We start from the raw sequence: 22,143 nt of genomic DNA, 5'->3' as shown, positions 1-22,143 counted from the left end.
CTAGCGCTGCTTCTCAATAAGCAACGTCTTCGGCCGCCGCGATCTGGCGGTCTCGAACAATGAATAGGTCCGGCTGACATAGTTGGTCACCGAGGATACGCCCTGCATGTACTCGCGCAGCTGTGGCGTCATGTCCGCCTCGACCAGACGAACGGGCCGGGTCGGATCCTGGAATTCGAAGCGAACGTAGAACCACGGGTCGCCGCGCTTCAACACCAGCTCTTTGCTGATATCGTGCCATTCGAACGCCCACATCATCGGACGCGGCCAGATATGGATCGGCAGTCGGCCGCCGATCATGACGCCCGGCAACGGCGTCGAATAGTAGTGATTGAAAGCGGGCAACTGCATCATGTAGGCGAGTTCATCGGCCAGGAAGATGTAGGGGCTCGCAATTTGCAGAATCGGCCGCTTGGGATGCCGCCATTCCTTTGGGGAATTGAGCCGGACCAGTTCCGCAAGCGCCTTGGGCCGGATCGTGGCCATGTCGCCCGCCGTACTGCGGAGCCGTGGCTCGTTGGTCTTCGGATCGAGTTCGATACGGATCTGAATGTCGACGGGGCAATTGACCTGGAATATCCGCGAGTCGTGATCGATCACGGCAGGGCAGAACGACACGCTCTTGGCGTGCGAGGTGCGCTTCTCTTCCCGGGTGAGCCGGCTCGGCGCCTCCCAGATGAAGGTGGCCTTGGTGGTATCAAGCGTCCAGCCGACCTCGACAGCCCGGCTGAGGGATACCTTCTTCTTCAAAAAATCAAACATCCCCTGAACCTCTGCCGGCCATCATAGATTGCCTGGGCCGGCCCCTGCAATTGACACCCCCACCGCAGCCACCTCCGCAAAAACACGGTGAGAAACACTCCGCGCCCGGCCGCTTCGAGAGCGGACGGGCGCTTTCGGTCTGAAACCGGGGGTCGTGGACCATCCAGCTCCGGTTGCGGCCGCGAAAAGGGCCCGGGAGAGTACTCCCGGGCCATTTCGCGTTAACTGACAATCGAGAAATTCGACGCCGTGACCGTCGATGCGGTAGCCCCATTCAGCCAGACCGCAGTGTCGCTGTCGACCTGGATGACGAAGTACGCGCCGTTCTGGAAGGAATGCGACAGCACGTCCGCGAACGAGGTGAAGCCGGAACCATTGAACTGCACGGTATCGGTGGCCGCGTTGAAGTCCTGGACCACCTGGACGCTCGGCACGTCGTTGGAGACGAACGTGTTGTTGCCGCCGCCGCCGAAGTAGTAGTTCACGCCTTGGCCGCCATCGAAATAGTCGTTGCCGGCACCGCCGAGAAGCACGTCGACGCCGTCACCCCCGTACATGGTGTCGTCGCCGTTGCCGCCGTAGAGATAATCATTGCCCTTGGCACCGTACAGGACGTCGTTGCCGTCGTCGCCGTTCTCGACCACCGAACCCTGGGTGGCGATCAGGACGTCGTTGCCCGCTCCGCCATAGGCGTTGCTGAGATTGCCAGCGCTCAAATAGATCCAGTCGTCGCCGGCATCGCCTTCGATCAGATCGACGCCGTCGTTGCCGACCATCGTATCGTTGCCATTGCCGCCATATGACGTGTCGTTGCCGTCGCCGCCGTACGTCAGATCGTTGCCGTCGCCGCCGAACAACAGGTCATCGCCACCGCCGCCTGCCAGCACATCGTCACCCGCACCGCCGTACAGACCAGGCGCGACACTGATGCCGGCGGCCACGATATTGGCGCCGCTGTCATTGCCGTCGCCGCCGAAGATCGTATCGTTACCATTCGAACCATACAGTGCGTCTCGGCCGGCACCGCCGTCGATTATGTGGGCCTGAGTGGTTAGGCCGAACGTATCATCGTTGATATAGTCGTCGCCGGCGCCACCGTACTCCTGCTGAACGACGGCGCTATTGCCGCCCTGGATCCAGTCATTTCCGTCGCCGCCATAGAAGTTGCCCCAAGCAGGACTTGTCCACAGGGCGTACAGGTAGTCGTTACCTTGGCCGCCTTCCCAGTAGTCGAAACCGACGATGCTGCTACCCAGCGTGTCGTTGCCCTGGCCGCCGTAGAGTGAGTCATAACCAGCTGTGGAGCTGACGCTGTTGTCAGTGCTGTCGCCGTAAAACACGGGCATAGAATGTCTCCGTCAATATGGGCTCTCGGTCGAGCCAGCCAAAAAACACGAAGGCAGCAGCAGAATAAAATTAAGAGCTGCCCGACGAACCGGCCTCGAGAGGCCGGGCGTAAAAATAAGCCGTTAACCTAGCATCCAACTGTTTTGGTATCGGCGCTGGGTGCGAGGTTCAATGGAAACGAAAAAACACCTACCTTAACTTCCAAAGCCGGCGGTGGAGCTGGGTGACCGGCGTTGGCACCAAGTGCCGGAGTTGCGAAGATGTGCGGTCCGGCTTGGAACAGTGCACGCGGCTCGGCAACAGAGTCCCGGAGCCTGTCTTGCCTGCTAACAATAGAGGAAATCATCGCCGATTAATGTGGTCGCGCTCACACTTGGTTCGACCGACCAGAAGGCCATGTCGCTACGCACCATGGAACAGCTCCGTCAATATCCGGGCTCTTGGTCGAGCCCGCTGAAAATATCCGGCGACGCAGCGTTGACGTCACCCCGACAAAATGGCCGCGGAGGCCAGACCTGCAATAGACTGATACGCTAACACGGTCTTGGCCAACCACGCTATCGCTCGCAGGTTGCAGGTTCAAGGAGATTGCAAAAAGAAAACGGGTTCCAATATCTTGCCCTCTCCTGATATCAATCTCCGGTTTAATTTATTTTGGATAACCAGATGTCGTTTCCGACTGCCGCGATCTCGTATCTTCCCGAAGCCTACTCGCTTGGCGATAAGCGAATCATGGGACGCCAGGCCGCTGGCGCCGGATTTCTTAAGGCGCTCGCGCGCGAGAAACCGGAACGGCTGTTCTGCTACACGCCAAAGCGGGAATTCGTCGACCAGTTCGCGACCGACATCCGGCGCTCCGGATCGGATGCCACCACCATCGAATGGCTGCCGCCGCCGGCGCACCGACGGCTTGGCGAACCGGGGTTGCTGTATCTGCCCGATCCCGGCCTCAGCCAGTATGCCTGGCGACGGGCGCGGCATTCGCCCCGCGCCTACAGCCTGTGCGGCATCACGCACACGACGATGACACATGTCGCGATGGGCATGCTGTCGTCGATGCCCCTCAGTCCACTCGAGCATTGGGATGCCGTGATCTGCACCTCGCTCGCGGTGCACAAAAGCGTTGACCAGTTGCTCTCGGCACAGGCCGCGTTCCTGAAGGCGAGGCTCGGCGCGCGGCGCATGCCGATCCCGCAGCTTCCGGTTATCCCGCTCGGGGTGAACTGCGCCGACTTCACGTTTCGCGATGGCGAACGGCAGCGCGCCAGGCAGATGCTGGGCATCGACGACGATGAGATCGTCTTGCTCTACGTTGGACGGCTGTCTTTCCACGCCAAGGCCCACCATGTTCCGATGCTGCTGGCTGCGGAACAGGCCAGCAAGGGGCATAGGGTCGTGCTGGTGCTGGCGGGTTGGTTCGGCAAGGACGCCACCGAGCAGCTCTTTGTCCGCGAGTGCTCGGAATTCGGCCCATCGCTGCGACGCATCTTTGTCGACGGACGCAAGCCCAAGGACCTCAGGGCCGCATGGGCGGCAGGAGACATTTTCACCTCGCTTGCCGACAATTTTCAGGAAACGTTCGGGCTTACGCCGGTCGAGGCAATGGCCGCCGGACTGCCGGTCGTGGTGTCGGACTGGAATGGCTACAAAGAGACCATCCGTCACGGCACCGATGGCTTCCGGGTACCAACGTTCACCCTGCCACCCGGTTCGGCCGAATTCCTGGTCGAGCGGGCAGACTTCGGCTTCGACAACTACGATACCTACACGGCACTGACGAGCGCAATGATCGCCGTCGACATTCCCGCCGCAGCAGCCGCCTATGCCGCACTCTTTGCCAATCCCGATCTGCGGCGACAGATGGGCGCGGTGGGGCAGAAGCGCGCGCGCGATCATTATGACTGGTCGCAGATCATGAAGCTGTATCGCCAGCTGTGGACCGAACTCGCCGACCGCAGGCGAAGCAAAGTCGAAGGCACAGTTCCGGCCGGAATGGTTCGTCCGGACCGGCTCAATCCATACACCATGTTCAACGGCTATCCGACCCGAACGCTCGAGGGCGCATGTGCGTTCGCGCTTGGCGATGGCGTGGACCGCAAGGAAGTGCAACGCAGGCTATCAGCCGAAAGCATCGGTCGTGCCGCACAGACACTGACCAGGCCGCAGGCCGTGGACGGCATCGTCAACGCATTTGAAAAGCATGGTCCATCATTGTCGATGTCGGAACTGGTTAAACACACACCCGACATCCCGCGCGATGTCGTCGACAGAACGGTGATGATTCTCGCCAAGTGTGGCGTTCTCAGGCTCTTGCCCAACCCGCACGCGACGCCTTCCGCGAGCAAACGATAATCCGGCAGCCGGCTGTCCTGCTCGCAGCTTCACCGCACCGACCCCCGGGAACGGGATCACAAATGAGAAGGCCGCCTCAACCGGCGGCCTTCTTTGGAGCGTATTGCAGTCAAAACTCCGGAGATCAGGGCCCGGTCTCAATTCTCAACTGAACTTGAACATGCTCGCATCGAGCTGTGCCGGCGCCACGCCGATCAGCCAGACCGCACTGCCGGCAGCATCGGTGATGATCGTGGTGTTGATCCCGGCAACGTAGGTCTCGGCCGCCTGTACGTCGGCAAACGAATGCAGCGATGTCCCTGCAAAGTTCACGAAGTCATTCACGCCGCCCGTATTGAAGTCCTGGACGACCATGACCTCCGAAGAGGCGTCGCTGATCACGAACGTATCGGAGCCACCACCGCCCCAGGCGTAGTCAACGCCGCCGCCACCGCTGATGACATCGTTGCCGCTGCCCATCAGGAACACGTCGACGCCGCTGCCGCCGGTCACCGTATCGCCGCCGTTGGAGCCATAGACGTAGTTCTGGCCCGAACCGCCGTAGATGACATTGCCGTCGGCCTCGCCCGACGAGATGAAGATGTTCAGGCCCGAGCCGCCGTACATGGTGTCGACGCCTGCGCCGCCGTAGAAGTAGTTGGTGCTGTTCCCGCCATAGAGATAGTCGGTGCCATCACCGCCAAACATCACGTTGACATCGCTTCCGCCGGTCCCACCCGAGCCGATCAAGGTATCGGTGCCGGCCCCGCCAAACAGATAGTTGAAGCCGGCGCCTCCATAGAGCACATCATTGCCGTCCTCTCCCAGCAACACGTCGAGGCCGTTGCCGCCGATCAGGACGTCATTGCCGGCGCCGGCATAGATATAGTCGTTGCCGTCGCCGGCATCGCCATAGTCGTCGCCATTGCCGAGAACGAGCACGTCGTTTCCGGCGCCACCGGTCGCGGTATCATTGCCGTCACCGCCGTAAAGCGAGTTATTGCCGGCATTGCCCGTCAGGACGTTGTTCAGCGCGTTGCCGGTGCCGAAAAGATTGCCCGAACCGTCCAGGATCAGATTCTCGACGTTGGCGGTCAGGCTGTAGTTGATCGTGGTGTGAACAGTGTCGGTGCCTTCACCGGTGTTTTCGACCACCACGTCGCCGGGATCGTCGACGTAATAGGTGTCGTTGCCCAGCCCGCCGGCCATCGTGTCCGCACCGGCCCCGCCGTCCAGCGTGTTGTTGCCTGCGCCGCCCGTGATGAAATTGGCGAGCGCGTTGCCGGTACCCGAGACATTGTTGGACGTCGCGATCGCGAGGTTTTCAACGTTGGCAGCGAGCGTGTAGTTGAAGTTACCGACGATCACTGCCGTGTCGGTGCCCTCGCCCACATTCTCGGTGATGGTGTCGCCGGGATTGTCGAGAATGTAGGTATCATTGCCGGCACCGCCGACGAGCGAATCTGCGCCGCCGATACCGTCGAGCAGATTGTCGCCGCCGTCACCGATCAAGGTATCGTTGAAATTCGACCCTCTCAGTCCTTCGATCGAGGTGTAGGTATCGCCGGCAGCGTCGCCGGTGTTCGAGGCCGGATTGGCCAGGCTGGCCAGCACGCCGGCCGCGGCGTTGACATACTCCGCAACGTCGTTGCCGGCTCCGCCATCGAGCGCGTCGGCACCTGCGCCACCACGCAGATTGTTGTCACCGCCGTCTCCGGTCAGCGTGTCGTTGAAGGCCGAGCCGATAATGCCTTCGATCGAGCTATACGTATCGCCCGCGGCCTCGCCGGTATTGCTGGCCGGATTTGCAAGACTGACGACCAGCGCCGTCGCCGCATTGCCGTAGTCCGCGTAGTCCGTGCCGGCGCCGCCGACGAGCGAGTCGGCGCCGAGGCCGCCTCGCAGGTTGTTGTTGCCTCCGTCGCCGATCAGGGTGTCGTTGAAGTTACCTCCCTGGATGCCTTCGATCGAGGTGTATGTGTCGCCGGCAGCTTCACCGGTGTTCTGGGTGGGATCGGCTAGGTCGGCCACAATGCCCGTGGCCGCATTGCCGTAGTCGGCGTAGTCGTACCCCGCTCCGCCATCAAGCGAGTCCGCGCCGGCGCCACCGCGCAGGAAGTTGTTGTTGGCGTCGCCGATCAGCGTATCGTTGAATGCACTGCCTCTGATCGCTTCGATCGAGATGTAGACGTCTCCGGCGGCTTCTCCGGTATTCAGCGCGGAGTTCGCCAGATCGGCAACGACCCCGGTCGTTGCATTGAAATAGTCGGCATAGTCAAAGCCGGCGCCGCCATCCAGCGTATCGGCTCCGAGACCGCCCTGCAGGAAGTTAATTCCGGAATCACCGACCAGATGATCGTTGAAGTCGCTGCCGCGCAATCCTTCGATCGAGATATAGGTGTCGCCGGCCGCTTCGCCCGTATTCTGGGTCGGGTCTGCGAGGTCTGCCGTGATGCCGACGCCCGAGTCTGAATAGGAAGCGAAGTCGAAGCCGGCACCGCCGTTGAGCACGTCGGCTCCGGCGCCGCCGCGCAACGTATTGTTGTTGGAGTCGCCGATCAGCGTGTCGTTGAAGGCCGAGCCTCTGATCTTGGAGATGTTGGAGTAAGTATCGCCGGCTGCTTCGCCGGTGTTCTGGGTGGGATCGGCGAGGTCGACCACAAGCCCGGCGGATGAATTGGCGTAGTCGGCATAGTCATTGGCCGAGCCGCCGATGATCGAGTCGGCCCCCAACCCGCCCTGCAGGTAAGAGGTGTTTCCATTGCCGATCAGGGTGTCGTTGAAGTTGCTGCCGATCAGGCCTTCGATCGATGTATAGGTGTCACCGGCCGCAAAACCCGTATTGACGGCTGGGTTTGCCAGGCTCGCTTTAATGCCGACGCTGGAGTCGATGTAGGATGCAAAGTCTATCCCGGTTCCGCCGTCCAGGGAGTCGGCGCCATCGCCGCCGATCAGCGTGTCATTGCCGGCAAGTCCCAGCAGCGTGTCATTCGTGTTCGAGCCGTTGGGTGTTCCGGTTACGGTGTCGTTGCCTGACGTGCCTGTAAATGTCGCCATGATATAATCCCCTTGCGTGGTCAAAAAAGTCGTTGTGCAATGCGAGTAGTCGGCAGAATCCAGATCTCGGCAGGAGAAACGAAGCGGGAAACGCCGATTGGCTAAACAGAGCGTGAGAGCAAAAACGACAGCAGTGCAGCAGCGAAAGAGCTGCCGCTCAGTTAGTGCGTTGAGTTGATCAGGTGACGAAAATCCAATCGGGGCGCGTTCAGCCGACCTGGACCGGCAATGAGTTCCCCCTCCCCTTTTCCAATATTAACGAAATAGTAAATATGGAAACAATCTAAGCGAGAGGATTTACGCGAGTCAACGCTCATCTGCACGACGATTGTCGCGGAATTCGCCTGGTCGATCTGCGGACCAGCTCACGGCAGCGCCACGAGCTCGGGTGGGTAGTCTCGTCGGCCGCAAGCTTGCGACTATGCGCTGCGGTGCACTCGCAACCGCAACATGATTCCAGAGCCTGGCATGAAGACAACATTGCGTTCAGCTTGACGACGATAGGTCGCAGACGCTTTGGCCAGGATCTCGGGCATCGGCACTTGCCGGAACCGAAAATCACTGGAAACTGCGCGTCGATTGCAAATGTCAGGGAAGGTGGAGGATCAAGCGATGGGAAGCGTATGGCGAAACCCCGTACTGATCGCGAGCGTGCAGCCCAATCCTCCTGTCAACGGCACCGATAACGGGTCCAACAACCTCGATGCACCTGTGCTCGCCGCCATCGGCAACGACCAGATGGCGATGGTCTACATGCAAGGTGGCTATGCCAACTTCCCTGACCTCAGCTACCGATCCATCGCTCTGCAACGGGTCGATCCGCTCGGCAATACGTTCGGGACCCCGATCACGATCACCAGCAGTTCTTACAGTCCGACCTTGATCGGCTCGGTCGTTTCGTCGCCTGGCGTGACCGCGCTCTCCACTGGATCGGTCGCCGTTTCCTACACTTACGGATCCTACAACACGGGCACGCTGCGGACCGACGTGTTCGCGAAGATTGTCGCGCCAGACGGCACCGTCGGGGCGGAAATCAAGCTCAATACCACCGCGGGCAACCAAACCAACGCAACGATTACGGCCGTGGCAGGCGGCGGATTTCTTGCGGTCTGGCAAGATGCCATTTCCCCTCTACCGGGCGGCGTCGGCGGCGACGGCTCCGGCTCGGGCATCAACGCCCAGCTGTTCGATGCCGCCGGTAACAAGATCGGTTCCGAGTTTGCGGTCAACACGACGACCGCCGGGAGCCAGACCACCCCTTCGGCGACGACGCTCACCAATGGCAACATCCTGGTCAGCTGGATCAGCGGCGCCAATGTCGAAGCGCAGATCTACACCTCGGCCGGCGTTGCGGTCGGATCGGAGATGACCTTGTCGACCGCGCCCGGGCCCAGCGCCTCGGTCGGCTACGACAAGGTCGTCGCGCTCTCCGGCGGCGGCTTCGCGCTGGTGCGGGACTACACGAACTCGATCATCGCTGCCCTCAACCCCGTGATCGATGTGCAGGTGTTTGACGCGACGGGCACGGCGGTCGCGCCGGCGCTGCAGATCGACGTGTCGGCACCGGCTATTTCATCAATTCAATCGACGCAGCCGCGGCGAGCGACGGCGGCGTGACGGTGACCTACAGCGCCAACGACGCGATCGTTGGGGTCACGGCGGTCAGCCGCTACCACATCGCAAGCAACGGATCGCTTGGTGACGCCAGCACGGTGACGACAGCCTCGAACAGCACGTCGGCAATCGGCGCGGCCGCGATCGCCATGTATGGCGACGGACGCGAGCAGATCGTCTGGGAGCAGCACCAGCCCGGCTTCGCCGACACCTTGCAGGAATCGATCTACGACGATCGCAACACCACGACGTTTTACGCGACCGCCACGCAGCCGACCGCGGTCGGCAGCATCTCGAACGACCTGATCTACGGCCACGCCGGCGCGGACACGCTGTATGGCTACAGTGGCAACGATGTTCTTGTCGGCCAGGGCGGTGACGACATCGGCTATGGCGGCGACGGCAATGATTATTTCTATGCCGGCGCCGGCAACGATACGCTGTTCGGCGATGCAGGGCTCGACGTGCTGCTTGGCGAAGACGGCAACGACGTGCTCTACGGCGGCACCGGCTTCAACTATCTCTATGGCGGCAACGGCAATGATATTCTGAACGGCTCGGGCGGCGCGGCTCCCAGCGACGTCAACGTGATGTACGGCGGCGATGGTGCCGATCTGCTGTATGGCGGCGCCGGCACCAACTATTTTTACGGCGGCGCCGGCGTCGACACCATGTACGGCGGATCCGGTCTCAACATCTTCATCTCGTCGGGCGAGAGCGACGGCAATGTCATCTATGGCGGCACCGGCCAGAACTATGTCTATGGCTCGAACGGCGGCGACACCGTCACCGGCGGCACCGGCGTTGACGTTTTCCTGATGGGTTCCGGCAACGACAGCATCACGGGCGGCGGCGGCGTTGATTATGCCTCGGGCGGCGGCGGCAGCGATACCTTCACCCTCAACGATTCGACGTCCGAGGTGATGGTGATCCAGGACTTGAATGCCGGCGGCGTCAACGACCTGATCAATTTCGCTGGCACGTCGCTGCACTCCTTCGCCGATGTCCAGGCGGCGTCATTCTACGTGGCCGGTACCAACACCACCATCATCACCGACGCCGCAGGCAACGCGGTCTGGCTGACCGGCGTCGCTCCGGAACAACTGGACGGCAGCATGTTCAAGTTCAGCTGAATGCTTCGGGCCCAGACGGCATCTGCAACGCCCGGCTTGATCCGCGCCGGAGCCGCTAGTAAATGTTACCGCTCGTTGTTGAGCCTTGCGAGTGCCCCGCGCTAGGCCCCCAACACCGGAACCGTCACGGCCGCGAACCTCTCGATCGTGAGCTAAAGATTTTTTAGGCGGGCTTTTCCGCGCCGAACGCCCCCCGAAAATTCCGCGGGCCGAGCGAGTTTTTTCGCCTCGGATCAACTAAAAGTGGTATCAAGCGTCGATAAAGCGAAATTATTCAAATGCATCTTGCAACGGGCGGTTGGATCGGGCGGACGATTTTACTGAGGGGTAGGAAATGGCTTGGACTTATACTGTTCAGCTCAGCGGTAGCGCTGGAGCGGCGACGGATTCGGCCCTGGTTTACGACCTGCAACAGGCGCTAAGCGTCTGGCAGGACTATATCGGCGGCATCGGCAATCTTGTTGTCGACCTCAATATTACGACCACCGCCGTGGGGCGGGCAGATGGCGGGCCGACGTCGTCCTATTATGTCGGAACCAACGGCGGCTTCGACGTCTATGAGCCTTCGAGCCAGTACGAACTGACGACGGGACAACACCTCAGCGGCACGACGAGCGACATCACCATCGATGTCGACACCTCCTATCTGCAATATCTCGATCTGGACTACGGTCTGAGTCCGAGTAGTCAGGTCCCGTACAACAAGCTCAACCCGATCGACGTGTTCCTGCACGAGGTGATGCACGGGTTCGGGATGACGGGCTGGTACAGCCAGAGCGGTCAACTCCCCAGCAACTATGAATCGACCTTTGACACTTTTATCCAGAAGTCCGGATCGCTGGCCTATTTCATCGGTGCGCATGCGGAGGCCGCGTATGGCGGCCCGGTACCGCTGACGACGGACAGCAACGACGGGGAAAACTACTATCACTTCGGCAATCAGCAATCCGACTTCAACGCTTCGCCATCAACAGTCACGGACCCGCTCACGCTGGATCTGATGAATGGGATCGTGTTCTTCGACGACTACCAATACGTCGTTTCATCGCTCGATCTCGGAGTGCTGAAGGACCTCGGATACAGCGTCCGTGGCTACGCCGACGACACCATGTACGGCACGGTTGGTGCGGACTCGCTCTATGGAACGGCATCAAACGACCTGATCTCCAGCGGCGCAGGCAACGACATCATCGTTGCGGGCGCCGGCTTCGATACCATCGACGGCGGCGACGGTAACGACTACATCTACGCCGGCGCCGACGCTGACGTTTTGAGCGGCGGCAACGGCAACGACGTATTGCTCGGCGAAGACGGCGATGACGTGATCTATGGCGGCACCGGCTTCAACTATCTGTTCGGCGGCAGCGGCAATGACACACTGGTTGGCGCGGGCGGCACGTCGGCCAGCGACGTCAATGTGATGTATGGCGGCGACGGCGCCGATTATCTGTTCGGCGGCGCCGGCACCAACTACTTCTATGGCGGCGCCGGCGTCGACACGATGTATGGCGGCTCGGGTCTGAACATTTTCATCTCGTCGGGCGAAACCGACGGCAATCTGATCTACGGCGGCTCCGGCCAGAACTACGTTTACGGCTCGAACGGCGGGGACACCGTCACCGGCGGCACCGGCGTCGACGTCTTTCTGATGGGCTCGGGTGCGGACGATATCACCGGCGGTGGCGGCGTCGACTACGCCTGGGGCGGCGGCGGCAGCGACACCTTCAACCTCAACGACAAGGCGTCCGATACCGAAGTGATGGTCGTCGAGGACTTCAACGCCGGCGGCGTCAACGACTTCGTCGATTTCGCAGGTACCTCACTGCATTCGTTCGCAGACGTCCAGGCTGCCGAATTCTACGCGGCCGGCATCAACACCACCATCATTACCGACGCCGCAGGCAACGCGGTGTGGCTGATCGGCGAGGCACCCGCACAACTGAACGCGGGCATGTTCAAGTTCAGCTGAGAGTGTTGGCTTCACGCCGTGGGCGATAAACGCGCCCGCAGCAAAAAGCCCCGGACGATGCCGGGGCTTCTCACGTGATCGATCGCAATGACCGCAGCTCAATAGCGGTAGTGATCCGACTTGTAGGGACCTTCCTGCTTGACGCCGATATAATCGGCCTGGTCCTTGCGCAGCTCGGTCAGCTTGACGCCGATCTTGGCGAGGTGCAGGCGGGCGACCTTCTCGTCGAGCGTCTTCGGCAGCACGTAAACCTTCTTGGCGTACTTGCCGTCCTTGTTGTTGGCGAACAGCTCGATCTGCGCCAGCGTCTGGTTGGTGAACGATGCCGACATCACGAAGGACGGGTGGCCCATCGCATTGCCGAGGTTCACGAGGCGGCCCTCCGACAAGAGGATGATGCGGTGCTTGTCGGGGAATTCGATCTCGTCGACCTGCGGCTTGATGTTGGTCCACTTCAGATTGCGGAGCGAAGCGATCTGAATCTCGTTGTCGAAGTGGCCGATGTTGCAGACGATGGCGCGATCCTTCATCGCGCGCATGTGCTCGATGGTGATGATGTCCTTGTTGCCGGTGGCGGTGACGAAGATGTCGGCGCGCGGCGCGGCATCTTCCATGGTCACGACCTCATAGCCTTCCATCGCCGCCTGCAACGCGCAGATCGGATCGACTTCGGAGACCATGACGCGGCAGCCGGCCTGGCGCAGCGAGGCCGCCGAACCCTTGCCGACATCGCCGAAGCCCGCGACCATTGCGACCTTGCCCGACAGCATCACATCGGTACCGCGGCGGATGCCGTCGACCAGCGACTCGCGGCAACCATAGAGGTTGTCGAACTTCGACTTGGTGACGCTGTCGTTGACGTTGATCGCCGGGAACAGCAGCGTGCCCTTGTTGGCCATCTCGTACAGGCGATGCACGCCCGTGGTGGTCTCTTCCGACACGCCCTTGATGTTCTTGGCGATCTCGGCGAAGTAGCCCTTCGGCTTCTCCTTCAGCAGGCGCTTCACCAGCGCGTAGAAGATCTCCTCTTCTTCCGAGCCCGGCTTGTCGAGGAATGCGGTATCGCCCTGCTCGGCGCGCACGCCGGCATGCACCAGCATGGTGGCGTCGCCGCCGTCATCGAGGATCATGTTTGGCGTGCCGCCGCCGTGCCAGTCGAACAGCTTGGCGGTGTAGTCCCAGTACTCGGTCAGCGTCTCGCCTTTGATCGCGAACACCGGAATGCCGGCAGCCGCAATCGCGGCGGCGGCATGATCCTGGGTCGAATAGATGTTGCAGGAAACCCAGCGGATATCGGCGCCGAGCGCGGCCAGCGTCTCGATCAGCACGGCGGTCTGGATCGTCATGTGCAGCGAGCCCGCGATGCGCGCGCCCTTCAGCGGCTGCTTGGGGCCGAATTCTTCGCGGGTGGCCATCAGGCCGGGCATCTCGGTCTCGGCCAGCGAGATCTCCTTGCGGCCGAAATCGGCGAGCGCAATGTCCTTGACGATGTAGTCGGTGAAGCCGGGCTTCGTGGGGGCGTTCATGTGAGCGTCCTGTTGTTGAATTGGTCATTCCGGGACCCCTCAAAGAGGCGAACCCGGAAGCTCGAGGTGATGGATAAGGATTCCGGGTTCGCTCGCTCCCGCGAGCGCCCCGGAATGACGCAAGTCAGAGCGCGCGCTTGAGCTGTTCGACGAGATCGGTCTTCTCCCAGGAGAAGCCGCCCTCATTGTCGGGCGTGCGGCCGAAATGACCATAGGCCGAGGTGCGCGCGTAGATCGGGCGGTTGAGGTCGAGATGGGTGCGGATGCCGCGCGGCGTCAGATCCATCGCCTTGGCTGCCGCCTTCTCGAGCTGATCCTCCGACACCTTACCGGTGCCGTGGGTGTCGATGTAGATCGACAGCGGGCGCGCCACGCCGATTGCGTAGGCGAGCTGCAGCGTGCAGCGGTCGGCGAGACCGGCCGCGACGATGTTCTTGGCGACGTAGCGCGCGGCATAGGCGGCCGAGCGGTCGACCTTGGTCGGATCCTTGCCGGAGAACGCGCCGCCGCCATGCGGAGCCGCGCCGCCATAGGTGTCGACGATGATCTTGCGACCGGTCAGGCCGGAATCGCCGTCGGGACCGCCGATGAAGAACTTGCCGGTCGGATTGATGTGCCAGATCGTCTTGTTGCTGATCCACTCCTGCGGCAGCGCCTCGCGCACATAGGGCTCGACGATGTCACGGATCTGCTTCGAGGTGAGGTCCTCGACCAGATGCTGGTGCGAGACCACGATCTCGCGGACGCCGACCGGCTTGCCGTTTTCATACTGCACGGTGACCTGGCTCTTGGAGTCCGGACCGAGCACCTTCTCCTTGCCGGAGTGGCGCGCTTCGGAGATCAGGCGCAGGATCTTGTGGGCATAGAAGATCGGCGCCGGCATCAGGTCCGGCGTCTCGTTGGTGGCATAACCGAACATGATGCCCTGGTCGCCAGCGCCCTCTTCCTTGACCTCGCCCGGCTGCAGCGCGTCGACGCCCTGCGCGATGTCGGCCGACTGCGGATGCAGCAGGATCTCGATGTCGCAGTTCTTCCAGTGGAAGCCGTCCTGCTCGTAGCCGATGTCCTTGATCGCGTTGCGAACGACGCTCTCGATCTGCTCATTGGTGACCGAGCTCGGGCCGCGCGTTTCGCCGGCGATCACCACCTTGTTGGTGGTCGCGAGCGTTTCGCAGGCAGCGCGGATCTGCCACGGGTCGATGCCCGCTTTCGGTCCCTCGCGGTAGAACAGGTCGACGATCTCATCGGAGATACGATCGCAGACCTTGTCCGGATGGCCTTCGGAGACCGACTCGCTGGTGAAGAGATAAGACGCGCGCATCAACTAAACCCCTTGTTTCGTCGAAGTCCGACGTTGGTTGGTGAATATGTCCCCGGAATGTCAGTCTCGTCGCCGTGAGATGACGTAGGATTCGTCGTAGAACCACAGCCCGTTGTGTTTGCGGAGAACCTCGCGTGTGGCCTCGAGAGCTCGTCCGTTTTCGGTCGTTTCGGTCAACCGCTCGTCTTCGATCTGCGCGACATATACCGCCGCATTCCACGCCGCAAAGGCCGTCGAGGTTCCGATCGAGCCGGTCACCTCATTGGGCAGCGCTTCCATATCATATCGAAAGATCGAACGGTTATCGGCGTAGGCGTTGAAGTTCAGCTCGCGTCCGGCGGAGCCCAACTCGTATTTCACGGCGCGCAGTATCTCATGGCGGCTGACGGCGAAAGGATTTTCTCCGGGCCACACCGCTTGAATCATTTCGAGCCCGGGATCGCCGCCGTGGGAGTGGATTCCTATCAACCGTCCGCCGCCGCGCAGCGCGCGGGCGAGCGGCGCGATGATCCGCTTGGCGCGGAAGTTCACCGAGGATTTGGCGCGGTAGGGCTGCGAGGCGATCACGAGATCGAAATTAGCCTCGGTGCGGCCGGCCCGCGGAATGATGGAATCGAGCAGGAAGCGGTGATCATCCCGATACAGCACCAGCGCCACCGGCCGCTCATAGATCGGCATCGCATTGCCGGGGCTCAGATTCGCTCGCCAGTTCTGCTCAAGGAATGGGCCGAGTTCGGCGATCTGGGCCTCGAATTCCCCAGAGGACGCACCCCGCAAGGCCACCTCATGCCAGATCATGCTGGCGGCGGCCGCGGAATTCTTCGGCGTCAGCCAGGGTGCCTCGGCGTAGTACATGTTGGTGAAGACGAAGACGCTGGCCGGATGCTCGAACAGGCGGTCGGGGACCTTGTCGAGGGTGAGACGGACGTCCTCGAGGCTCAGTTCCTTGCCGGCGACATAGAACGGCATATGTGGGAAGCGGCCATGCATGGCACGCAGGACCCGCGCCAACACGGTGCCGTCGCCCATCCCGGCATCGAATACCCGCAGCGCCGGCGGCCGGGGGTGGATCGCGGCCAGTTCCAGCGCCACCCGGTCGGCGATCACCCGCTTCTCGCTGCAGGTGTGCACGAACAGCAAATAGCGCTGGCGATTCTCGAAGAACCGGAAATTGCCCCGCGGATCGCGCTTTTCCGGCGGCACCACGAGGCCGCGCGGCGGCGCCACACCGCCCGGCGTGGACGTCGCGATGAAGCCGTTGATGCGGTCGAGCGTGTCGATGGTGATGCGCTTGCCCTCGCGCAACCGGTGCACCAGCTTGCCGTCGTTGACGGCACGGCGGCCGAACGTCGTCTCCGCCATGTCGGAACGGCGGCAGAAATCCGTGATCTGACTGAGGATTTCGTCGTTCTTCATGGGGCCAAGGGCGGACGGCGGTGTGGGCAGCGGTGAGTGGGACAAACGTGGGCAGAGATCGTGCGTGACGGCGTGTTACCACCATTTTCCCACCAATTGAACCCCCTCCGCGGCTCCATCACCAAACAGTCATGGATTGCACCTGGACCGCCGTTTCAACCGCCTCGCCGTCGCCGATCACCATGACCGCTCACCGCGGGGATGACCGATGCGCCGCCTGCTCCTGATTCCCTGCCTGCTTGCCGCCCTGCTGTGGGCGGCGCCCAATTTCGCCCAGACGCGCGCCCAGCTCGGCCCTCTCTGCACGACCGACACCACGCCCGCCGACCAGATGATCGACGCCTGCACCAAGATCATCGCGTTGAAGGTATTTTCCGGCGAGAAGCTCGCCACCATCCATTTCTGGCGCGCGGTCGGCTGGAACAAGAAGGGCAACTATGCGCAGGTGATCGCTGACGCCACCGAGGCGTTGCGCCTCAAGCCCAGCACCGCCGTCTACAATTTGCGCGGGTCGGCCTATTACGACAAGGGCGAGTACGACATCGCGATCGCCGACTTCAACGACGCGCTGCGCATGGGGCCGCCAAGCGGCATCATCTTTCACAACCGCGGCAACGCCTATCGCGGCAAGGGCGACTATGCCAAGGCGATCGCCGACTACGACGCCGCGATCAAGGCGGGCCCGAAGTCGGCGTTTTCCTACCAGAACCGCGGCTCATCGAAGCAGGCGCTCGGCGATCTCGACGGCGCGCTTGCCGACATCAACGAGGCCGTGCGCATCGACCCGTCGCTGCCGCAACCACTCATCAGCCGCGCCGTGATCTGGCGGGCCAAGGGCGACATCGCACGCGCGATCGCGGACACCACGGAAGCGATCCGACTGGCGAAGGCGAAGGCGCCAGCCAACATCATGACGCCGCCAGGCAGCGTGCTGATCTCAGCCTATACCCAGCGCGGCCTCGCCTATGAGGCCAACGGCGACGCCGCGCATGCCAAGGAGGATTACGCCGCGGTTCTCGAGGGCGCCTCCTCCGATGCCGGCAGCAAGGCCAACCAGGCCACCGCCAAGGTGCGGCTCGCGCTGCTCAAGGAGGCCGACGCGGCGCCGCGCAAGACGGCATCGTCACCTGCCGCCGAGAGCAGCCCAGCTCCCGCACCGCCGGCGCCCACCGCTGCACCAGCCGCCCCCGCAGCGCGCATGCAGGCCGCCACAACCGGCCGGCGCGTCGCGCTGGTGATCGGCAACGGCGGCTATGCGCATGTGAAGGCGCTGCCCAATCCGCCGAACGACGCGCGCGCCATCGCCAGGAGCCTGCGTGAGATTGGCTTCACCGTCACCGAAGGGCTCGACCTCGATCGCTATGCGATGCAGACGACGATCCACGATTTCCTGCGCGAGGCGGCGCGGGCGCAAATCGCGGTGGTCTACTACGCAGGTCACGGCGTGCAGGTCGACGGCAGCAACTACCTCGTGCCGGTCGATATCGAGTTCAAGGCAGGAAGCCGCATGACGGACGCGATGGTCGACATGGACACCATCATGGCCGGCCTCGACGATCAGATCCGCACCAACATCCTGATCCTCGATGCCTGCCGCAACAATCCGATGGCGCCGCAGCTGGCCTCCGCAGGCCCGAGCCGCGGCATCGAGGCCGGCTCCGGCCTTGCCGCGCCCGCGACGCTCGGATCCGGCTCGACGCTCGGCGCCGGCACGCTAATCGCGTTCGCGACCGCGCCGGGCCAGATCGCGCTCGACGGCGAAGGCGCCAACAGCCCGTTCTCGGCAGCGCTGTCGCGCCATGTCGGCACGCCCGGCCTTGAGGTGCAGCAGATGCTGACGCGGGTCCGCGCCGAGGTCGTCGCCGCGACCAAGGGCAAGCAGGTGCCTTGGTCGAACTCCTCGCTGCTCGGCGAGGTGTATCTGGCGGAGCAGTGACGGTACAAGAGACAGCGTCATTCCGGGGCGATGCGAAGCATCGAACCCGGAATCTCGAGATCACGGGTTCGCGCTTTGCGTGCCCCGGGATGACGCTAGCGCGTCACTTGCCCCACACCTCGTTCGCGACTTCGACGGCGAGCCGCAGCTTGGCCCACTGCTCTTCCTCGGAGAGGATGTTGCCTTCCTCGGTCGAGGCGAAGCCGCATTGTGGCGACACCGCGAGCTGCTCGAGCGGGGCGAACTTCGATGCCTCCTCCAGCCGCCGCTTGATGTCGTCCTTCTTCTCGAGCTCGCCGAACTTGGAGGTGATGACGCCGACCACCACGACCTTGTTGCCCTTGGGCAGGAAGCGCAGCGGCTCGAAGCCGCCGGCGCGATCGGAATCATATTCGAGGAAATACCCGTCGTAATTGGTGCCTCCGAGCATGGTCTCGGCGACCGGCTCGTAACCACCGGAGGAGATCCAGGTCGAGCGGAAGTTGCCGCGGCAGACATGCGTGGTGATCACCATGTCGGACGGCCGATCGGCGATCGCGTAGTTGATGACACGCGCGTAGATCTCCTGCAGGCCGTCGGGATTGTCGCCGCGGTCGCGCGACTTCTGCAGTTCCTCCGGCGAGCACAGATAGGCCCACACCGTGTCGTCGAATTGCAGATAGCGGCAGCCTGCATCGTAGAACGCCTTCACCGCTTTGCGGTAGGTCTTGCCGAGATCCTGATAGAATTCCTCGAGGTCCGGATAGACCTCCTTCGAGATCAACTTGCGGCCGCCGCGGAAGTGCAGCACGGCCGGCGAAGGGATCGTCATCTTCGGCGTGACATGGGCCTGGTCGGCGTATTTCTTCAGGAACCTGAAATGATCGAGCATCGGGTGCTGATCGGAGAAATCGAGCTTGCCGATCACCCTGATGGCGTCGTGCCGGGTCTGCACGCCTGCGAACTGGATGCCCATGTCGGGATGAAACAGTTCACAGCCGGTCAGATGGCTGAGGAAGTCGAAGTGCCACCAGGAGCGGCGGAACTCGCCGTCAGTCGCAAGCTTGAGGCCGACCGAGGCCTGCTTGTGCACGACCTTCTCGATCTCCATGTCCTCGATCTTGCGCAGCTCGTCGGCCGAAATCTCGCCCTTCTCCAGTTTGGCGCGGGCCTCCTTGATCTTCGGCGGCCGCAACAGGCTGCCGACCTCGTCGGCGCGGAACGGAGGCTTGGTTCGCTGCATGATCAACTCCCGAACGTTTCTAATGTGCTTTGGCCCCGGAGACGCCGAGATGGCGCTCGAGGATGGACGGATCGGCCTTCAACGCGGTGCTCGCGGCATCGTGCACGATGGTGCCGCGTTCCAATATCACAACGCGGTCGGCGAGCCCCAGAATCTTTTGCGCGTTCTGTTCCACAATGATCGAGCAGATTCCGCCAGAGCGCGTGATGGTTCCGATCGCCTTTAACAATTCCTCAACGATGATCGGCGCGAGGCCTTCGGTCGGCTCGTCGAGCAGCAGCACTTTCGGGTTCAGCGTCAGCGCGCGGCCGATCGCCAGCATCTGCTGCTCGCCGCCGGACAGCTGGTTGCCGAAATTGCCGCGCCGCTCCTTCAGCCGCGGAAACATCTCGTACACCCGCTCCACCGTCCACGGCCCGGGCTGCGCCACCGCGGTCATGTTCTCTTCCACCGTCAACGAGCGGAAGATGTTGCGCTCCTGCGGCACCCAGCCGATCCCGGCCCGGGCGCGCTGGTCCGGCCGCATCGCCGTGATGTCATGGCCTGCGAGCGCGACGCTGCCACTGAAGCGTCTGACGATGCCTATGATCGCATTGATCAGCGTGGTCTTGCCGGTGCCGTTGCGGCCGAGCACCGCGAGCACCTGGCCCTCTGCAAGCGTTAGCGACATGTCGGGCAGCACCATGGCCTCACCGTACCCGGCGCGCAGGCCCTGGATGGAGAGGGGATCAGGCATCGGCGGCCTCGCCGAGATAGACCGCCCGCACCTGCGGATCGCGCGCGACCTCGTCGGGTGCGCCCTCGGTGAGCAGGCCGCCATTGACCAGCACCGAGATGCGGTCGGCGAAGGAGAACACGAGATCCATGTCGTGCTCGATCAGCAGCACGGTGACATCGCGCGGCAGTGCCGCGACCGCCGTCAGGATATCGTGGCGCTCGCTTTCGGGCACGCCGGCGGCGGGCTCATCGAGCAGCAGCACCCGTGGCTTGGCAGCGATCGCAACTGCGATCTCGAGCAGGCGCTGCTTGCCGTAAGGCAGCGTCGAGGTGAGCTCGGTCATCACGTCGAGCAGATGGAAGCGCGACAGGATCTCGGCGATCTCGGCATTGACGTCGTCGTGTGTCCCCATCGGGCGCCACCAGTCCCCTCCGCGGCCCATTCGCTCGGACACCGCAAGCCCGATGGTCTCGAGCGGGGTCAGGTCGGCATAGAGCTGGTTGATCTGGAAGGTGCGCGACAGCCCGCGCAGCACCCGTCTGTGCACGGAGAGGCCCGTAATGTCGTGTCCTTCGAGCAGGATCTGCCCGCTGTTCGGCGTCAGCACGCCGGTGAGCTGGTTGATGACGGTGGTCTTGCCCGCACCGTTCGGCCCAATCAGCGCGTGGCGGGCGCCCTGCATCACCTTCAGCGACAGGTCGCGGGTGACGCGAAGACCGCCGAAGGATTTTTCGAGATTGCGGGTCTCGAGCGCCACCGTCATGACGCATCACCCTCGGGCACCGCGACAGCCGACTTGCGGCCCGCGAACTGGCGGATGATCAGGTTCGGCACGAACAGCACCCAGCGATGGATCCGCGCGCGGCCGACCAGCACGATCACGACCAGCACGAGGCCGATCCAGAACAGCCAGTATTGCGGGGTGATGCTCTGAAACAGCTCCTGCAGCATCTTGAACACGACGGCGCCGATCAGGCCGCCATAGAGATAGCCGGTGCCGCCGATCACCAGCACCAGCATCAGATCGGCCGAGCGCTCGAACGAAAACACGTCGAGCGAGGCGAGTGCCGTGGTCTGGGTGAACAGCGCGCCGGCGATCCCGGCATAGAACGCGGCGAGCGTATAGACCGAGATCAGGCGGCGGTTGACCGGCACGCCGATCGCGGCCGCGCGCAGCGGATTGTTTTTGATCGCGCGCAGCGACAGGCCGAACGGTGAATGCACGACGCGGCGGGCGAGCAGGAACAGGATGAACAGCACGATCAGCGAGTAGAACAACCCGGTCTTGCCGAACATGTCGAAGGCGAACAGCCCGAGGATCGGCTGCATCTCGATGCCCTGCAGACCGTCGGTGCCGCCGGTGATGTTGGAAAACCGTTCGGCGAGCGCTTCCAGCAGCAGCGCGATGCCGAGCGTCACCATCAGGCGTGTCAGATCGACGCCGCGGATGACCAGGAAGCTGGTCAGGAAGCCGAGCACCGCCGCGACGAGGCCAGCGGCGACCAGCGCGATGACCGGCTCGTTGATGATGCCATGTAGCGCCAGCAGCCCGGCCGAATAGGCGCCGACGCCGAAGAACGCTGCATGGCCGAGCGAAACGATGCCGGCATAGCCGAGGATCAGGTCGAGCGACAGCGCGAACAGGCCGAGCCGCACGATGTCGGTCATGATCAGGTAGCGCGACGGGAACATGAAGGCGCAGGCCAGCGCCAGCACCCAGAACGCGATCTCGCTGACCCGCCAGCGCGCGGTGGCCATCGCATGAGTGGATACGTCGGACAGCGCGGTCAT

General features: G+C 62.7%; 15 protein-coding genes. 5 read left to right on the top strand and 10 right to left on the bottom strand.

Annotated features, from left to right (window positions below; translation table 11 throughout):
* A complete protein-coding gene (locus ACVINW_RS24855) occupies window positions 1-762 on the bottom strand; it encodes a hypothetical protein (protein ID WP_456753739.1) in 762 nt (253 codons plus the stop codon).
* Window positions 763-983: 221 nt separating this feature from the next.
* On the bottom strand, window positions 984-2,108 hold the full coding sequence (locus ACVINW_RS24850) for a calcium-binding protein (protein WP_456753738.1): 1,125 nt from the start codon (window positions 2,106-2,108) through the stop codon (window positions 984-986).
* A gap of 667 nt (window positions 2,109-2,775) precedes the next feature.
* Between ACVINW_RS24850 and ACVINW_RS24845 the strand changes: the two genes are divergently transcribed.
* Window positions 2,776-4,461 carry a glycosyltransferase family 4 protein gene (locus tag ACVINW_RS24845; protein WP_456753737.1) on the top strand — a complete coding sequence of 562 codons (1,686 nt, stop codon included), beginning with the start codon at window positions 2,776-2,778 and terminating at the stop codon, window positions 4,459-4,461.
* A 144-nt stretch (window positions 4,462-4,605) separates the two neighbouring features.
* Here ACVINW_RS24845 and ACVINW_RS24840 read toward each other — a convergent pair whose 3' ends face one another.
* A complete protein-coding gene (locus ACVINW_RS24840) occupies window positions 4,606-7,497 on the bottom strand; it encodes a beta strand repeat-containing protein (protein ID WP_456753736.1) in 2,892 nt (963 codons plus the stop codon).
* A 585-nt stretch (window positions 7,498-8,082) separates the two neighbouring features.
* Between ACVINW_RS24840 and ACVINW_RS24835 the strand changes: the two genes are divergently transcribed.
* From ACVINW_RS24835 to ACVINW_RS24825, 3 genes are all read left to right on the top strand, one after another.
* On the top strand, window positions 8,083-9,114 hold the full coding sequence (locus ACVINW_RS24835) for a hypothetical protein (protein WP_456753735.1): 1,032 nt from the start codon (window positions 8,083-8,085) through the stop codon (window positions 9,112-9,114).
* Entirely contained in the window at window positions 9,111-10,244 is a 1,134-nt protein-coding gene (locus tag ACVINW_RS24830) for a calcium-binding protein (protein WP_456753734.1), read from the top strand. Before ACVINW_RS24835 ends, ACVINW_RS24830 begins: the two co-directional genes overlap by 4 nt.
* A gap of 334 nt (window positions 10,245-10,578) precedes the next feature.
* Entirely contained in the window at window positions 10,579-12,213 is a 1,635-nt protein-coding gene (locus ACVINW_RS24825; RefSeq protein WP_456753733.1) for a calcium-binding protein, read from the top strand.
* Window positions 12,214-12,311: 98 nt separating this feature from the next.
* Here the strand turns inward: ACVINW_RS24825 and ahcY are convergent, their stop codons facing one another.
* From ahcY to ACVINW_RS24810, 3 genes are all read right to left on the bottom strand, one after another.
* Window positions 12,312-13,739: an adenosylhomocysteinase gene (ahcY, locus tag ACVINW_RS24820; protein ID WP_456753732.1), complete on the bottom strand. Its 1,428-nt coding sequence runs from the start codon at window positions 13,737-13,739 to the stop codon at window positions 12,312-12,314.
* Between the two features lie 124 nt (window positions 13,740-13,863).
* A complete protein-coding gene (gene metK / locus ACVINW_RS24815; RefSeq protein ID WP_456753731.1) occupies window positions 13,864-15,060 on the bottom strand; it encodes a methionine adenosyltransferase in 1,197 nt (398 codons plus the stop codon).
* Window positions 15,061-15,120: 60 nt separating this feature from the next.
* Window positions 15,121-16,476, bottom strand: coding sequence for a hypothetical protein (locus tag ACVINW_RS24810; protein ID WP_456753730.1), 1,356 nt, complete (start codon window positions 16,474-16,476; stop codon window positions 15,121-15,123).
* Window positions 16,477-16,684: 208 nt separating this feature from the next.
* Between ACVINW_RS24810 and ACVINW_RS24805 the strand changes: the two genes are divergently transcribed.
* Complete coding sequence (locus ACVINW_RS24805) at window positions 16,685-18,412, top strand: caspase family protein (RefSeq protein WP_456753729.1); 1,728 nt, start codon at window positions 16,685-16,687, stop codon at window positions 18,410-18,412.
* 103 nt (window positions 18,413-18,515) lie between these two features.
* Here ACVINW_RS24805 and ACVINW_RS24800 read toward each other — a convergent pair whose 3' ends face one another.
* From ACVINW_RS24800 to ACVINW_RS24785, 4 genes are read right to left on the bottom strand one after another with little or no spacing between them, the layout of a single operon-like run.
* Window positions 18,516-19,634 (bottom strand): cobalamin-independent methionine synthase II family protein, encoded by a 1,119-nt coding sequence (locus ACVINW_RS24800; protein WP_456753728.1) that lies wholly within the window; start codon window positions 19,632-19,634, stop codon window positions 18,516-18,518.
* A gap of 19 nt (window positions 19,635-19,653) precedes the next feature.
* Window positions 19,654-20,370 carry an ABC transporter ATP-binding protein gene (locus ACVINW_RS24795; protein ID WP_456753727.1) on the bottom strand — a complete coding sequence of 239 codons (717 nt, stop codon included), beginning with the start codon at window positions 20,368-20,370 and terminating at the stop codon, window positions 19,654-19,656.
* A complete protein-coding gene (locus ACVINW_RS24790) occupies window positions 20,363-21,115 on the bottom strand; it encodes an ABC transporter ATP-binding protein (protein ID WP_456753726.1) in 753 nt (250 codons plus the stop codon). The genes ACVINW_RS24795 and ACVINW_RS24790 overlap by 8 nt, the downstream gene beginning before the upstream one ends.
* Window positions 21,112-22,143: a branched-chain amino acid ABC transporter permease gene (locus ACVINW_RS24785; RefSeq protein WP_456753725.1), complete on the bottom strand. Its 1,032-nt coding sequence runs from the start codon at window positions 22,141-22,143 to the stop codon at window positions 21,112-21,114. Before ACVINW_RS24785 ends, ACVINW_RS24790 begins: the two co-directional genes overlap by 4 nt.

The sequence above is a fragment of the Bradyrhizobium sp. USDA 4461 genome (assembly GCF_054055655.1).
This window is presented reverse-complemented; position numbering and strand designations above follow the sequence as displayed.

Excerpts from the sequence above, each read along its gene's own strand:
- ahcY (WP_456753732.1), bottom strand. The coding sequence starts at position 13,739 with ATGAACGCCCCCACGAAGCCCGGCTTCACCGACTACATCGTCAAGGAC.
- ACVINW_RS24850 (WP_456753738.1), bottom strand. The coding sequence starts at position 2,108 with ATGCCCGTGTTTTACGGCGACAGCACTGACAACAGCGTCAGCTCCACA.
- ACVINW_RS24845 (WP_456753737.1), top strand. The coding sequence starts at position 2,776 with ATGTCGTTTCCGACTGCCGCGATCTCGTATCTTCCCGAAGCCTACTCG.
- ACVINW_RS24795 (WP_456753727.1), bottom strand. The coding sequence starts at position 20,370 with ATGCCTGATCCCCTCTCCATCCAGGGCCTGCGCGCCGGGTACGGTGAG.
- ACVINW_RS24855 (WP_456753739.1), bottom strand. The coding sequence starts at position 762 with ATGTTTGATTTTTTGAAGAAGAAGGTATCCCTCAGCCGGGCTGTCGAG.
- metK (WP_456753731.1), bottom strand. The coding sequence starts at position 15,060 with ATGCGCGCGTCTTATCTCTTCACCAGCGAGTCGGTCTCCGAAGGCCAT.
- ACVINW_RS24790 (WP_456753726.1), bottom strand. The coding sequence starts at position 21,115 with ATGACGGTGGCGCTCGAGACCCGCAATCTCGAAAAATCCTTCGGCGGT.
- ACVINW_RS24800 (WP_456753728.1), bottom strand. The coding sequence starts at position 19,634 with ATGCAGCGAACCAAGCCTCCGTTCCGCGCCGACGAGGTCGGCAGCCTG.
- ACVINW_RS24785 (WP_456753725.1), bottom strand. The coding sequence starts at position 22,143 with ATGACCGCGCTGTCCGACGTATCCACTCATGCGATGGCCACCGCGCGC.
- ACVINW_RS24810 (WP_456753730.1), bottom strand. The coding sequence starts at position 16,476 with ATGAAGAACGACGAAATCCTCAGTCAGATCACGGATTTCTGCCGCCGT.
- ACVINW_RS24840 (WP_456753736.1), bottom strand. The coding sequence starts at position 7,497 with ATGGCGACATTTACAGGCACGTCAGGCAACGACACCGTAACCGGAACA.
- ACVINW_RS24805 (WP_456753729.1), top strand. The coding sequence starts at position 16,685 with ATGCGCCGCCTGCTCCTGATTCCCTGCCTGCTTGCCGCCCTGCTGTGG.
- ACVINW_RS24825 (WP_456753733.1), top strand. The coding sequence starts at position 10,579 with ATGGCTTGGACTTATACTGTTCAGCTCAGCGGTAGCGCTGGAGCGGCG.
- ACVINW_RS24835 (WP_456753735.1), top strand. The coding sequence starts at position 8,083 with ATGTCAGGGAAGGTGGAGGATCAAGCGATGGGAAGCGTATGGCGAAAC.